The following is a 15,389-nucleotide window of genomic DNA, read 5'->3' as shown; positions in this document are numbered from 1 at the left end:
GTAACCATTTGACGAAGCAAATTAACATATCAGAAAAAGTCCTTCTATCTGCATTGAAAAACGATGATGTAGAAGCGTTTGACATGCTTTTTCGTGAATATGGAAAACGCTTGTTCCATTTTGCTTTCGGGTATTTGAAGTCGAGAGAAGAGGCGGAAGAGGTGGTGCAGGAGGTTTTCCTCAAAATCTGGCGCAAGCGGAAACAGCTAAAAGTCGAACTGTCTTTTAAGTCTTACTTGTTTAAGATAGCCTATCATCATATTCTCGAGCTTTTTGAGCAAACAAATCGCAAACAGCAATATCGCAATCAGCTTTTGGACGAAACAGTTTCCTTTGATGATGATTCTAATGAGCGCTTAAATTATCAGATGTTGCTGGATAAAGTTGAAATCCTCATCCAGAAATTGCCTCCCCGGCAAAAAGAAATTCTGTTAAAAAGAAAAAAAAAGGGCATTTCGGTAAAGGAAATCGCCAGCCAATTGAATATATCTCCTAAAACAGTTGAAAACCATCTGACCGAAGCTTTGAAGAATCTAAAAAGAGGGTTGGGAGAAGAAGATATCGCCCTGATTCTATTCTTTTCGCTTTTTGTAAGTCGCTGATTTCATGACCTTCTCCGAAAAGTTTTAATTTATTTTGATTTTTAACTGGGGGATTTTTGGCGTTCAACCCTATTGCTTTGTATCGAGCGTAAAAACAAAAACTGCAAAGTCAACATCATGGATATTGATCCGGAAATATTACAACGATTCTTTGTCGGTAAATACTCAAGAAAAGATTATTTAGCCATAAAAGCCTTTTTTGGAAAAGCCGGAAAGGAAGATGAAAGAAAAGAACTAATTCAAAGTCATTGGTTTTCTTTCCAGGCTGAGGTTCTTCCTGACGAAAATATTGATCGTGTGTTGGAACGGATTCATCATCAGATTCAACGGGAAAGCAGGCCTGCGAAAAAGACACGATTCATCGCGTTATTTCAGCGAGTCGCTGCGATTCTGATTGTTCCACTTGTGCTTACCTTTCTGAGCTTGCTCTATTTTCAATCCCAAAAAACAGTTTCGGAAACTGCGATTGCTGAAATTCAATGCCCCCTTGGAGTACGCACAAAGTTTGTCCTTCCGGACGGAACCAGCGGGTTTTTAAATAGTGGCTCAACGTTGGCGTATCCGGCAATTTTCACTAAAAATCGAAATGTGGTTTTAACCGGAGAAGCCTTTTTTGATGTCGCACATGACAAAGAACATCCGTTTACAGTTAAGACGTCCCACTTTTCAACGAAAGTTCTTGGAACGCAATTTAATGTAATTGCATACGACAGCGAGACCACTGAAGAAATAATTTTAAAAGAAGGGAAAGTGGAGATCTACTCTCAGAAGGGAGATAAACTGGAAGTTCTTCGCCCCAATGAAAATCTGGTTTTAAATACCCAAACCGGACAATACCGAAAAAATGAAGTAGAAGCCGCACAATACGTTTCATGGACTGAAGGTAAACTTGTTTTTCGCAACGAAAATATGCTGCAGGTCGCTAGTCGTATTGGAAGATGGTATAATGTAGAAATAGAGATACGAGATGCGGAATTACTAACGTATTCGTTCCGGGCCACCTTTATTGATGAGCCACTGGAAGAGGTGCTAAAGCTGTTGGCCGAAACGGCTCCTTTAGCCATTGAGGAAAAAAAACGTGCAACGGTAAACAACGAAATAGTTGAAAAACGAAAGTTTATAATAAGCCTGGACAAAGAGAGGTTAGAAGCCTTTTAAAGATAAACAGGAGAGTGTTACGAGCACTCTCCTGAATGATCAAGCAGCGTGAATTAGTCTAATAATTGTCAAACTACTTAACGATTCAAATTTATGAAAAAAAAATCCATCCGTGATGCCATTAACGCTGGTGTCAAATGTAAAACTTGGAAAATTATGCGATTAAGTGCCTTTTTTCTATTCCTATGTATTTCTCAGGTTTGGGCGGGCATGAGCTTTGCCCAGCAAGCACGGCTTACCTTGAAGATGAACAATGCCAGGGTGATTGATGTGCTCGATGAGATTGAGAGTAACAGCGAGTACTATTTTCTATTCAACCAAAAAATGATAAACGTTGATCGGAAAGTAGATGTGGATGTCAACGAAAAATTGATTGACGATATTTTGACTGGTCTGTTTGCCGAAACAAATGTTAAACACCAGGTAAAGGATCGTTTGATTGTACTAACAACCGAAAAGTCGGATAATAGTGTTGAAACGGTTTTGCAGCAGCAAAAACCTGTCTCAGGGAAGATTACCGACAATACCGGTGAGCCACTTCCCGGAGTTACCGTAGTGATAAAGGGAACTTCTCATGGAACGATTACAGATTTAGATGGGAAATTTAATTTGTCATCAATCAAGGCCGAGGACGTGTTGGTGTTTTCATTTGTTGGAATGGTAACAAAGCAAATTGCGGTAGGCGACCAAACGACAATAAATGTAACCCTGTTGGCCGATGCAATAGGACTTGAAGAAGTGGTTGCCATTGGTTATGGAACTCAAAAGAAAGTTAACCTCACCGGGGCGGTAAGCTCAGTAAGTGCGAATGAATTGACAACTCGTCCTGTAACAAACATTAGTGCCGGATTATCAGGAATGGCTGCCGGCGTTTCTGTCGTTCAAAATAGTGGTGGTACAGCTGGGGGCGATGGTGCAACTATTCGTATTCGTGGTGTTGGTACAATGAATAACTCAAATCCTTTGGTTGTTGTTGATGGTGTGCCTTCGGAAGGTACTGGCATTATGAACGATATTGATCCAAACGATATTGAAAGCATTTCGGTATTGAAAGATGCAGCATCGGCATCGATTTACGGTTCGCGTGGTGCAAATGGTGTAATTCTGATCACTACTAAACGTGGTTCATCGGGCAAGCCCAAGTTAACTTACAATGCTTATTTTGGAACTCAAAGTGTTCCAAAGTTAATTGACTATGTAAGCGACTTTGCCGATTACATGGAAATTGCTAATAGAATCAGACCAAACCAACAGAACTTTACACAAGCTGATATTCAGGAATGGAGAGCTAATCCCAACGATCCTTTATATCATCCGAATGTAGACTGGAATGAAGAGCTTTATGGTGGGGCTGCTCCAATTATGAATCATTCGTTGGGTTACAGTGGTGGAAACGAAAAAACTACTTATCGTTTCTCTTTGAGTTACCTTGATCAGGATGGTATAACCCATGGTAATAATATCCAACGATATGGTCTTCGAACAAACCTTTCTTCTGAGGTTTTAGATGGTGTTAAGCTCGGTGGAAATGTATTCTTCAGGTGGACAAACCTCTCTCCGAATGCTATAAACACATCAATTGAATCATCACCATCAATTACGAATGTAAGGCATCCCGATGGAAGATGGGGTGGAACTCAAAGTGGTTCAGTTCAGGCTATTGCAGCTCCATATGCTGAAATTGAAAACCGGGTTAGAGAGCAAAATGATCGCAGACTAATGGGCGATGTTTTTGCTGAATGGGAAATCATCAGTGGTTTGAAAGCTACTGCAAAAGTAGCACTGGATTTTAATCAGGGACTAAACAGTAGTTTCAACAAACAATATGATGTTTGGAACTTTAGAACTGAACAAAAGATCGCTCAGATAGAATTAAACTCTGGAAGAAGCGCAACTAACTCTCAATATCAGGACTCTCAAGTGAACACTAATTTATTGCTGGAATACAATAAAAGCATTGATGATCATAGTGTAAAGGTGATGGGAGGTTACGAAACGTTACAGTATAGAGCCGATAATATAAATGTTACAAGACAACAGTTTCCGAACAATGAGGTACAAGGTATTAATGCCGGTTTGGAGTTAGTATCAGGGGGAGGAACAATAGCTGAATGGTCCATGCAATCGTATTTTGGAAGGGTAAACTACAACTACAAAGACAAATATCTGTTCGAAGCTAATATTAGGGCTGATGGTTCATCTCGCTTTAAAAAAGGTAATCGATGGGGGTACTTCCCTTCATTTTCTGCTGGTTGGAATATGACCGAAGAAGATTTCATGAGCGATGTGAAGGGTCTGGATTATTTAAAACTTAGAGCTTCGTGGGGAAAATTAGGTAACAACCGGATAGGTAATTACCCATACCAATCAACCTATGCCTTAAATCAAAACTATTCTTTCAATGGTCAGGTTTATTCCGGCATTGCGCAAACAGCGCTAACAAACGAAGAAATAAAGTGGGAAGAAACCACAACGACTGATATCGGTATTGATGGAGCAGTGCTAGACAGCAGGTTAACCTTTACATTCGATTACTTTGTCCGTAAAACGGATGGAATCTTAACCGAACTTCCAATACCTCAGTTCCTGGGAGCAAAAACGGAACCTGTTGTTAACCTGGCATCTATGGAGAATAAAGGTTTTGAATTGTCTCTTGGCTACCGAGGAGAAATAGGTAAAGTGAAGTACAACGTGTCGGCCAACGTAACACAAATACACAACGAAGTAACTGATTATTTTGCTGATATTGTTACCGGTGGTACGCAAATTGGCTATCCTTTCGATTCCTATTATGGATACGAAGTTGTAGACATTTTTAGAACAGAGGAACAGCTCGTAAATGCGGCAACACACAGAGCGTACACAAAATTGGGCGATCTTGAATTTAAGGATCAGCTAACAGTAGATACCGATGGAAACGGAATTCCTGATGCAGGTAATGGCATAATCGGAACGGAAGACCGGGTGATTATTGGTAACAGAATTCCCCAATATACCATTGGAGGTAATATTGGCTTGAATTACGAAGGATTCGATTTTAGCATGCTTTTCCAGGGGGTTGCCAAACGCGACAGAAATACCTGGGATTATATGATTACACCAATGAATTGGGTAGATAAAGGGGTGATTCCACAACGTTGGGTTGACAATGAGTGGACTCCGGATAACCCGAATGCAATTCTACCACGAATGGCAAATGAATCGCAACAATTTATTATTCAGGAATCAGATTTTTGGGTAAAAGATGTTTCTTACCTGAGAGTTAAAAACATGCAGTTTGGTTACGATTTAACTCACTCGGTTTTGAAAACGGACGTCTTGTCCAAATTTAGGGTGTACGTAAGTGCTGACAACCTGTTTACATTTACGAACGAAGAATGGGGGTTCGATCCTGAAACAGATAACGTAAGGTCTGTTCCTAACGTGCGTACTATTACAGTTGGTGTAAATGTTGGATTTTAATATAACCTAAATAAAATTAAAAAAATAATAACTATGAATAATATTAAACACTTGCTGACACTTCTGTTGCTTTCGGTAATTGCATATTCATGTGGAGATGACTTCCTGGATAAATACCCGTCAGATCAGCTTTCATCAGCCACTTTTTGGACCGATGAAAAAGATGCTCAAGCTGGCTTAATTGCTATTTACGATGCTTTGCAGCCTCCTACAGACGCGAACCCTTATCGTGGCTGTGCTTCCTGGGCTTCTCTGGGAGTATTAGCTGATATTACGCCCATTGGATTTGAGCGTCAATCTCACAGACTTAGGCCCGTTGGCGATGGTGTTCATGATGGATCAAATATCTATCTTTCGACAGCATGGACACTTGGTTATAGAGGTGTTGTAAGAGCAAACGATTTTCTTACACATATCGATGATATCGAATTTTCAGGATCAAACACAGATCAGGTTAAAAATGTTATGAAAGGCGAAGCCATGTTTCTTCGAGCTATGAACTACTACTGGCTTGTTGAGCTGTTTGGCGATGTTCCATTATTAACATATGTGCCAACAGTGGAGGACGCTTCCACTCCGAGATCGCCTAAATCGGAAGTTTTGAAGTTGATTAACGATGACTTGACATTTGCTATTGCTAATTTACCTCGACGTGCTGATGCCGAAATGGGAAGAGCTACTAAAGGTGCTGCAATGGCCCTGAAAGTAAAAGCAGCCTTATATGCAAGCGATTGGGCAACGGCGGCAATCGTTTCGGAAGACATTATGAGCCTGGGAGACTACGACTTGGTGCCTGATTATGGAGATGTTATTAGTTTAGAGAATGAAAATAACGAAGAAATAATCTTCAGCGTACAGCATGTGTTTATGAACGATGCAGAGAAAGGTAGCTATGTCGAAAAGCTCTATGCTAATGCATCGTGCGCAAGTAGCGGGTGGTCTTTTATTCAGCCAACACTTTGGTTTATTGATCAGTTTGAGCGAATTGTAGAAAATCCTCAGGAAGGTGTTGATTATGTGAACGAAGGTGGACTGAATAGTAGTGGTGAACCTAAAATCCCTAATGAGATTTATGAATATTTTGAAGGAAGAGATCCAAGGATGGATCATACTATTTTACGACCTGGTTCTCATTTTATCGATCTAAATGACAATGACATCGTTTATCCGCATGAATTAAACGGTGCTCTCCATTCTTTTACCGGTCTGCACATGCGAAAATACGTAATACCGGGTTCAGGAAACTCCGTAGAATGGGACGGTCCGCTTGATTATGTGATATTTAGGTATGCCGATATTTTACTTTGCCATGCTGAAGCAGTGGCTATGCGTGATGGAGTTGGAAGTGTTTCTCAGGATGTATGGGATAAAACCATTAATAAAGTAAGAGCAAGAGCTTCTGAATTGCTACCTAAATACACTGCCGGCAATATTACCATGGATGATATTTATCGCGAGCGTATTTGTGAACTTGGCTTTGAAGGCTGGACATACTTTGATATGAAACGTAGTGGTATGATTGAGATTAATAATGGTTACCAAGTTCAGGGATTGAAAGTATTAGTAAATGAAACTGTTGGATTTAATCCTGACGGAATTGGCAATGTAAGAATATTTAATCCCGCGGTTCATTATGTATGGCCTATTCCTTCAGATGAGATCCAGAGAAGTAGTAATGCATTGGTGCAAAATCCTGGATATCCACAATAGGCTTATCTATAGATTGTTTAGATAGTTAAACAGGGATCAGATTTTTTCTGGTCCCGGTTTGTTAACTCCTACAACATTTTAGAATATTAGGACTCTAAGTTAAAATCAACCGTTTTATCCAATACCCTTTTGTAATTTGTTCATATAGATTATAATTTGTAGGTCATTGAAAAGCAATATCATGCGTTACAGTCTCGCCATGTTGTTGCCCTTCACTTCATATCTATTTCTGAAAATATCCGATTTGAAAAACTATCCACAAAGATGGTTTCGCGCAAAACGAGATTACTGATTTTAACGGCAAGCACACATGACAATTGCCATAGAGTATGAAGATGAAGTTTTGAATCTCTTTACGCTTACGCAGTGAATAAATTATGTGCCGAACAATGAAAATATAAACAGCATGGAGCCTATTTTCAAACTCGAAGTAGTAAAAGTCGTTTTGTTTTTTCAGGGATTCAGAAATGACAACTCATTAAAAGAAACAAAGAATGCTAAAAGCAATATTGTATTTAAGAATTTTAAATTTCTGTTGTTTTTATTTACTCTGAGTGCTACCATCTTCGGCTGTTCTACCACTAAGTCAGACAGATTCGGACAGCGCTTATCTGAATTGCGCCAAAAAATCGATACTGTTGCTGTCGTTTTGCAACAGGCTGAGGACTTTGCAAAAACCGATGGTGATATCAACCTAAACATAGCAAGCTACTTTGCAGATTACATTGAATGGGAACTGAAACATCCGGAAATCACGACAGATGCTCTGGCAAGCAACGACCTTTGGCCCGGTCAGGAGAAACTAAATTCAGACCAACGTGATAAACGTTATCAAGAACATATCAACAGAGAGTTAACTGATGCAATGGTTTTGTTGGATCAGGCAATGCAGGGGCTAGAGAAAAAAGCAACGGTTTCAAGTGTGAACCCGATCTGCTGGAGTGATATGGTTTTCGAAGATGGCAACTTCAAAGTTGATGGGCGTGTTGTATTTCCCGGTGGATTCAACATTTTGGACAGAAATTTGATTGACAGTGAGCTCTATCCGGAATGGACTAAAGCAGATGAAGAGGCATCGAAAAGTTTCCTGTCTGAGATGCGTGATATGGGTGTCGGTATCGTTGGGTTGAGTGTTCCTGTAACAACGCTAATTGCCGGGTATGATTCCATCGACCAGGCAATAATCCGCCAGAAGTTAGACGAGCTGGACGAGTTCGGAAGGCTGGGTCTAAGGGCTGACATGAGGCTGGGATGGGGCGGTAATGAGAAATTACTTGAAGAGCTTTGGCCGGGAATCACCGAGCATTCCGGTAATGGTGTGCCAATAGACCTCGATCATCCAGGTATACGTGAACTTATCATAAAAGCGATGTCGCAGATAGTTTCGGAAGTTTGCGACCATCCGGTAGTGTTGAGTTGGGATATGGCCAACGAACCTTTCTTTGATATGAATGGATGGACTGAACATACCATGGCTATTTTCCATGATTGGTTGACCGAACGCCATGGAACCATTGCTGCATTAAACAAAGCCTGGAATACGAACTACGAATCTTTTAAACAGATTCCTCCACCAAAACACAAACCTACGCAACCGGAGTATAATCCTGGCCAACGGACTGCACCACCAAAAAACAAACCTTCGCAGGAGTACTCCGTTGGCGAATGGTACGACCTCGTTACGTTTCACAATTACCGCGTCGCTTCATTCTTTGGATTTGTTGCTTCAGAGATTCGCCGGTACGACCCCGATGCTGTGATCCATATGAAGGGACAGGACAACAACAGTTTAGGACCGAAACCTTTTGCGGTGACCGATGGAATTGACCGGGAAATGTTGACTACCGCAATCAGCTTGCACGGTGTGGATACACGACCGTTGCCGATTACCGAGCCGCGTATGGCAATAATGATTGAGCCGGACGCTGAAAATGCCATTCTCAACTACGATGAGTCGCTTTACAGTTTTCATTGGTTGGGCCAATCGTTTTTGTATGATTATTTGACCTCACTTGAGCCCAACCGGCCTATCATCGACTTAGAATATCACGCGTTCTCGATCAACCCGATTCGTGTTCCGGACATTGATCCGGGCCATGCACGCGCTTCTCTATGGATGGCACATTTGCACGGTATGGTGGCCAATATGGTATGGTACTGGAACCGACGCTATGGTCCTAATCCGTTTCCAAGTGAAGTATTCAAGTCCTGGTTTTACGGCAGCATCTCCACCCAGCCGATAGTTGCAGCCGAATATTTTCGAACCATGAATCGGTTGAATCGATTCTCTGAAGAAGTTGCTGCACTGGCAAAACCTTTAGCCCGGCCCATCCGAATTTTCGTATCCAAGCCTTCGTACATCCAGAACCAAAAGCATATTGAAAACCTTCACCGAGCTTACGAAGCGAGCTGTTTTCATGGCTTTCCCGTTGGTTTCGTTACCGAAAAAATGCTTGTTAATAGTGGCATACCCGACGACAGTAAGCTGATAGTTATCCCAGATGTACAGTTTGTCAGCCCCGATGCTCTCTCGGTACTCAGGCATGCAAAACGTGCAGGAGTCCAATTGGTTCGCATGGGCCGGCAAAGCATTACAAACGATGACTACGGATTTCCATACCCGGAAGAAAGCATCGCCTTTCTTGAAGACATTCCAGTACTTGATTATGCCAGCGCCCCCTACCTGGACAGGCAATTCGGACAATTGATCCAGCCCTTAACTGACCAGTTACATGTTACTGTGCAAACCCAAAATGGTCAAAACGCCTTCGGCGTCATGAGCCGTTACGCCAACCTTGATGGCCACTCAATACTATTATTGGTTAACCTCAGATCCGATGAGGTCGATGTGCGATTGATCAATAGCCAGGGGAAAGTGCATAGTGGATACGATATGCTGAATTTGGAGCCGGTGAAAGGTGACGAGATTCACCTGTCAGTTAAAGGTGTCCGGCTGATCAAGTTAAATGAATAGTTTATACCTAATGAATAAACTTATCTCCTATCGTTCGTTGTCGCTTGAAGCTGCAAAATATATGGTAGTTCAAGCAGTAATGAAGGCAAAAGAACTTGGCGTTGGGGAGCCATAGCCGTAGAGGGTGCCGAAAACGGGCAAAACGATGAAGCGATAGTACTTTTGGCAATCGATAAATTTAATCAACTATAAAATTTAAAAATCAATCAAAATAAATATTTCACCAATTATTAATTTGAATCAGTAAATAATACACACTGACTATTAGCATCGACTTTTTATTTACACTGTATTAATAATGCACAAAACCAAGCTGATTATGAAATTAAAAAGACTTGTTATATTTTCAATTGCACTTTTAGGATTGCTTTCTTGTACGAGCCAATCCGTTAAGAAATCAGAAAATAAGGAGCGCCCCAACCTCTTGTTTATATTTGCTGATCAGTACCGAAGGGCATCTTTGGGGTTTCTAAATGAAGACCCCGTAAACACACCTAATATTGATAAACTTGCTGAAACAGGTGTATTCTTTAGTCGGGCGGTATCCAATCATCCTTTGTGCAGTCCTTACAGGGCTATGTTAATGTCGGGTAAATATCCTTTATCAAGTGGGGTTGTTGAGAATTGTAATTCAGCAAACACCGCCTATGGTAATTTTCTGAAGAAAGAAGAAATATGCTTTTCCGATGTACTTGTGCAGAATGGTTACAGTGCCGGTTATGTTGGTAAGTGGCATTTAGATGGACCGCCACCAACAGCTCCCGGTGAGAAAAAGGTGTGGGACAGCTGGTGTCCTCCTGAAGACAGGCACGGTTTTTCGTTTTGGTATTCCTACGGCACACACAATCGCCATAATAACCCGTATTATTGGGATACCGATGGCGGAATAGAAGATACCATTTTTGTACGACAATGGTCACCAGAGCATGAGGCAGAGGTGATTATGAAATACTTAGACAATCCTGAAAAGCAAAGAGAGAAAGATAAACCATTTGCTTTATTTTGGTCGATTAATCCACCTCACACGCCTTTTAATCAGGTGCCTGAAAGGTATCGTGAAAAATACGAAGGAATGGATTATAGAGATGTGTTGAATCGTCCGAATGTTGAGTTTACCGATAATCATACCTGGAAAAAAGGGGATAGTGGTGTTGATGCGAGGCTGAATCAGGCTCCTGATTATTTTGCCTGTGTCGATGGTGTTGACGATCAGATAGGGCGAGTAATTGAACATTTGAAAGAATCTGGATTATATGAAAATACAATCATTGTATTCACGGCTGATCATGGTGAGATGTTGGGCAGTCAAGGATTGATGCACAAAAACGTGTGGTTCCGTGAGGCGATGGATATTCCGCTTATTGTCCACTATCCGAAAAGCATCAGTGCCAAAACAGATGATTTGATGTTGAGTGTACCTGATTACATGCCTACGATGCTGGGCTTAATGGGCTTAGGTGATGAGGTGCCTGAGGGTGTTGAGGGTAAGGACTATTCCAATGTGTTTTTTGAAAAGCCGGTGGAAAGACCGACAAAACAATTATACTTTGGAACTAAACCAATGAATATCGATACAGGTGCAAGAGGTTTTAGAAGTGACGACTACACCTTCGCGGTGGTTAAAGATGATAAAGGGGAGAAGTTTTATTACCTCTTCAATGATAAAGAAGATCCTTACCAAATGAAAAACCTTTGGGGCGAGAATCCTGAGTTTGATAAAAAATTGGAAACTGAATTGGCTGATTTATTGAGATCAATGAATGATCCATGGTGAAATTGAATTCAAAATATCTAAAAATGATACTAAAAAAAGTAAAGATTATTTGCCTTTTACTTCTGATTGCATTTACATTAAGTGCAGAGCGAAAGACCAAACTTTTAAACTACAATTGGAAGTTTACATACGGTTACGAGGTTAAAAAGAATGTGGACGAAAGAATTGATATTCCTCATACATGGAATGCTGCTGATGTTAATTCAGGTAAACCCGACTATTCCCGGGGATTGGGAAACTACGAAAAAGAACTGTTTATTGATAGTGCATGGATAGGCAAACGCTTATTCCTGAAATTTTATGGGGTTAACACCATTGCCAATGTATTTATCAACGGAAAGCATATTGGTGAACACCGAGGTGGATATACGGCTTTTATTTTTGAGCTTACTGATAAGGTGGAGTACGGAAAAAACAATACCATTTTGGTACGAGCTAATAATGCTCCACAATTAGATATTATGCCGCTTTTAGGTGACTTTAACTTTTATGGTGGTATCTATCGTGATGTTGAGTTGCTGATTACCGATCAAGCAATCATCAGTCCATTGGATTATGCTTCATCAGGTGTTTATCTTACTCAAAAAAAGGTAACAAAAGAAGAGGCGCAAGTAGAAGCTTTGGTGAAAATTTCAAATCCGAAAAAGATTTCAGGGCTTCAACTTAGTTTGAAGGTTAAGAATGGTGAAAACACGGTATTCGAGAAGCTAGCTGATCTAAATGCAAACCAGAGCGAGCTAATAATTCCGTTTACAATCAATAATCCACACTTGTGGAATGGTGTAACGGATCCATTTATGTACCAAGTGGAAGTGTGGGTCGTGGATCAAAAGAAAACAGTGGATAACATATCGCAGCCTTTGGGTTTAAGGTATTACCACGTAGATGCAAATGATGGTTTCTTCCTTAACGGCGAGCACCTACTGCTGAAGGGCGTTTGTCGTCATCAGGACAGGCCATTAATTGGTAATGCTTTACGCAAAGAGCATCACGACGAAGACTTATTGATGATGCAGGAGATGGGAGTCAATTCAATCCGTTTGTCGCATTATCCCAATCATCCGTACGTATATCAAATACTTGATAATGCTGGTTTTGTTGTCTGGTCGGAGATCCCTTTTGTAGGCCCCGGTGGCTATCGCGATAAAGGTTTTGTGGACCAGGAGTCTTTTAAAGAGAATGGAAAACAACAACTGATTGAAATGATTCGCCAACAATACAACCATCCATCCATTTGTTTTTGGGGTTTGTATAATGAGTTAAATACCACAGGTGATAACCCTATTGAGTATGTGAAAGAACTCAAGGCTTTGGCACATGCCGAGGATCCAACCAGAATAACAACGGCCGCAAGTAACAGCGGCGACCATAAATTGCACGAGATATCCGACCTTATTGCATGGAATAGGTATTTTGGATGGTATCGAGGTGTTCCTTCTGATATTGGTACCTGGATGGATGAGTTGCATAAAGAGCGACCAGATTTTAAAATTGGACTCAGCGAATATGGAGCCGGAGCCAGTGCATTTCATCACGAAAATCAACTAATTAAACCCACAGCACCTGGTAGGTGGCATCCCGAAGAGTGGCAATCTCATTATCATGAAGAATATTGGAAGGTCATCAATGAACGCCCATATATTTGGGGCACTTACATTTGGAATATGTTTGATTTTGGAGCAACTCATCGTTCGGAAGGCGAAGTCGTGGGTAAAAATGATAAAGGCCTTGTAACATTTGATCGTAAGATCAAAAAGGATGCTTTCTATTTCTACAAGGCTAATTGGAACCCTGATGATAAGTTTGTTTACATAACAGAACGTCGTTTTGTTGTGCGTGAAAAAAAACAAACAAACGTAAGAGTGTATTCCAATTGTCCCGAAGTTGAGCTTTTTATCAACGGGAAAGCTTATGGGAAAACTTCCGGTGATTATGGAATCTTTGAGTGGGAAAATGTCATTCTTAATGATGGTAAGAATGAAATTGAAGTTCGTGGAAAAAGTAAAAACAAGGAATACTCTGATCAATGTAATTGGGTTTTACAATAAATTGTTTGAGTGCCAATTTGATGAAAAATGACTATGAATAGCGACAGAAGAACATTTATAAAAAAGATGTCAGCCCTTGGTGTGCTAGGGGCGACCTATTCTTTACTATCATCTTGCATTAGCAATGACAAAAAGGAAGTACTAAACGAAAGAATCACAAAGATTGAATTCTTCAGGTACGATATAAATATCCCTCGTTATTTTTCATTTGGTACCTGGCTCAATCGGCAGCATCTATTTATGAAAATATCGTCGGGAGAATATTATGGCTGGTCAGAAATACCAGCCTCCAGAAACAACCCCGATGAAGACCTTCGCTCGTGGGTTGAGTATATTAGGCAATTCAAAGGACTAACCGTCGCTGATGCTCAAAAACTATTGCAATCTCAGCAGGTTTTAGGAACTAAAACGTCGCTAAAAGAGTTGGAATTAATGGATATGGGCTTATTGGATTTGGCCGGAAGGTTACAGCAAAAACCTGCGATTGAATTATTGGGTTTAACTCAGCGTGAGCCAGTACCTGGTTTGTATTGCATCTTACACAAAGATGAAGCAAAAGTAAGGGCTGAGGCTGAAAAGAGTATCGAGCAAAATTTAGCGCATCACATGAAGTTTAAAATGTACGGCGATAGGGAAATTGACCTTAAAATATTGCGCATTATCCGTGAGGTACTTGGCTCGAAGTCCATGGTTATGTCCGATGTAAACGAGGGCTATAAACAATGGAAATCGCTTGATGAGCTGGCTGCGATCTTAAATGAATTTAAAGATAATGGCCTGAATGCTATTGAAGATCCAGCACGTTTGACTATGGAAGAATGGATAGAATTACAAAAAATGACGGGAGAGTTAGTCTTAATTCCCGATGAACCTATGCGCCCAGCCTGGAAAGGTATAAAAACACTCCAGCAAGGAATGGGAAGAATTGTCAATCTACATCCTTCAACAATGGGGAGCTTTAGCCATACCGCCCTTTTGGCAAACAAAGTACAGCGTATCGGCGCTAAAGTAATGATTGGTGATGATAGTCTGGCCGGGCCAGCCTGTACAGCGTGGCAGCAAATCGCCATAGGGGCCGGTGCAACTTGGGTGGAAGCCATCGAGAAAGAGGAAGATTCTAAAGACTACCTAGATTGCGTCATCAGTTCCGCAACCACCAAAGACGTCAATGGCTATTATTCCTTAAAACCTGCTCCAGGCTTTGGGTTGGAATTGGACGAGAACCACCTGAAAAAAGTGGCAGCTATGAATATTGAAGTTTAACGATTAACAGTGCAAGTTCAAAAAAATAAAATATGCTAGTTGAAAAATGAGACCAGGCTTTTTTATTCTGCTATTCATTAGTGTTTTAAAATTTGGATGAAAAATTCTGTTAAAAAGAAAAAAGAGGGCATTTCGGTAAAGGAAATCGCCAGCCAATTGAATATATCTCCTAAAACAGTTGAAAACCATCTGACCGAAGCTTTGAAGAATCTAAAAAGAGGGTTGGGAGAAGAAGATATCGCCCTGATTCTATTCTTCTCGCTTTTTGTAAGTCGCTGATATCATGACCTTCTCCAAAAAGTTTTAATTTATTTTGATTTTTAACTGGGGGATTTTTGGCGTTCAACCCTATTGCTTTGTATCGAGCGTAAAAACAAAAACTGCAAAGCCAACATCAT

At 40.7% G+C, this 15,389-nt stretch carries 9 protein-coding genes; all 9 read left to right on the top strand.

Annotated features, from left to right (window positions below):
• Window positions 1-8 precede the first annotated feature (8 nt).
• The gene (locus ABZD21_RS11225; RefSeq protein ID WP_372775083.1) at window positions 9-602 is read left to right on the top strand and encodes an RNA polymerase sigma factor; all 594 of its coding nucleotides are present in this window, start codon (window positions 9-11) and stop codon (window positions 600-602) included.
• Between the two features lie 117 nt (window positions 603-719).
• Window positions 720-1,760: a FecR family protein gene (locus ABZD21_RS11220; RefSeq protein WP_372775082.1), complete on the top strand. Its 1,041-nt coding sequence runs from the start codon at window positions 720-722 to the stop codon at window positions 1,758-1,760.
• Between the two features lie 93 nt (window positions 1,761-1,853).
• Complete coding sequence (locus tag ABZD21_RS11215) at window positions 1,854-5,222, top strand: TonB-dependent receptor (protein ID WP_372775081.1); 3,369 nt, start codon at window positions 1,854-1,856, stop codon at window positions 5,220-5,222.
• Between the two features lie 33 nt (window positions 5,223-5,255).
• Complete coding sequence (locus ABZD21_RS11210) at window positions 5,256-6,932, top strand: RagB/SusD family nutrient uptake outer membrane protein (protein ID WP_372775080.1); 1,677 nt, start codon at window positions 5,256-5,258, stop codon at window positions 6,930-6,932.
• Window positions 6,933-7,338: 406 nt separating this feature from the next.
• Window positions 7,339-9,906 (top strand): beta-galactosidase, encoded by a 2,568-nt coding sequence (locus ABZD21_RS11205; protein ID WP_372775079.1) that lies wholly within the window; start codon window positions 7,339-7,341, stop codon window positions 9,904-9,906.
• A gap of 319 nt (window positions 9,907-10,225) precedes the next feature.
• Window positions 10,226-11,680 (top strand): sulfatase, encoded by a 1,455-nt coding sequence (locus tag ABZD21_RS11200; RefSeq protein ID WP_372775078.1) that lies wholly within the window; start codon window positions 10,226-10,228, stop codon window positions 11,678-11,680.
• A gap of 23 nt (window positions 11,681-11,703) precedes the next feature.
• Window positions 11,704-13,728 (top strand): glycoside hydrolase family 2 TIM barrel-domain containing protein, encoded by a 2,025-nt coding sequence (locus ABZD21_RS11195; RefSeq protein WP_372775077.1) that lies wholly within the window; start codon window positions 11,704-11,706, stop codon window positions 13,726-13,728.
• A gap of 27 nt (window positions 13,729-13,755) precedes the next feature.
• Window positions 13,756-14,991, top strand: coding sequence for an enolase C-terminal domain-like protein (locus ABZD21_RS11190; RefSeq protein ID WP_372775076.1), 1,236 nt, complete (start codon window positions 13,756-13,758; stop codon window positions 14,989-14,991).
• Between the two features lie 96 nt (window positions 14,992-15,087).
• Window positions 15,088-15,270 (top strand): RNA polymerase sigma factor, encoded by a 183-nt coding sequence (locus ABZD21_RS11185; RefSeq protein ID WP_372775075.1) that lies wholly within the window; start codon window positions 15,088-15,090, stop codon window positions 15,268-15,270.
• Window positions 15,271-15,389: the final 119 nt, after the last annotated feature.

The sequence above is a fragment of the Mangrovibacterium sp. genome (assembly GCF_041596335.1).
In the GTDB taxonomy this organism is placed as follows: Bacteria; Bacteroidota; Bacteroidia; order Bacteroidales; family Prolixibacteraceae; genus Mangrovibacterium.
Note: the sequence above shows the minus strand (reverse complement) of the source record. Positions and strands in the feature narration are given on the sequence as shown.

Coding starts and splice junctions, on each gene's coding strand:
- ABZD21_RS11205 (WP_372775079.1), top strand. CDS start 7,339: ATGGAGCCTATTTTCAAACTCGAAGTAGTAAAAGTCGTTTTGTTTTTT.
- ABZD21_RS11185 (WP_372775075.1), top strand. CDS start 15,088: ATGAAAAATTCTGTTAAAAAGAAAAAAGAGGGCATTTCGGTAAAGGAA.
- ABZD21_RS11190 (WP_372775076.1), top strand. CDS start 13,756: ATGACTATGAATAGCGACAGAAGAACATTTATAAAAAAGATGTCAGCC.
- ABZD21_RS11210 (WP_372775080.1), top strand. CDS start 5,256: ATGAATAATATTAAACACTTGCTGACACTTCTGTTGCTTTCGGTAATT.
- ABZD21_RS11215 (WP_372775081.1), top strand. CDS start 1,854: ATGAAAAAAAAATCCATCCGTGATGCCATTAACGCTGGTGTCAAATGT.
- ABZD21_RS11200 (WP_372775078.1), top strand. CDS start 10,226: ATGAAATTAAAAAGACTTGTTATATTTTCAATTGCACTTTTAGGATTG.
- ABZD21_RS11220 (WP_372775082.1), top strand. CDS start 720: ATGGATATTGATCCGGAAATATTACAACGATTCTTTGTCGGTAAATAC.
- ABZD21_RS11195 (WP_372775077.1), top strand. CDS start 11,704: ATGATACTAAAAAAAGTAAAGATTATTTGCCTTTTACTTCTGATTGCA.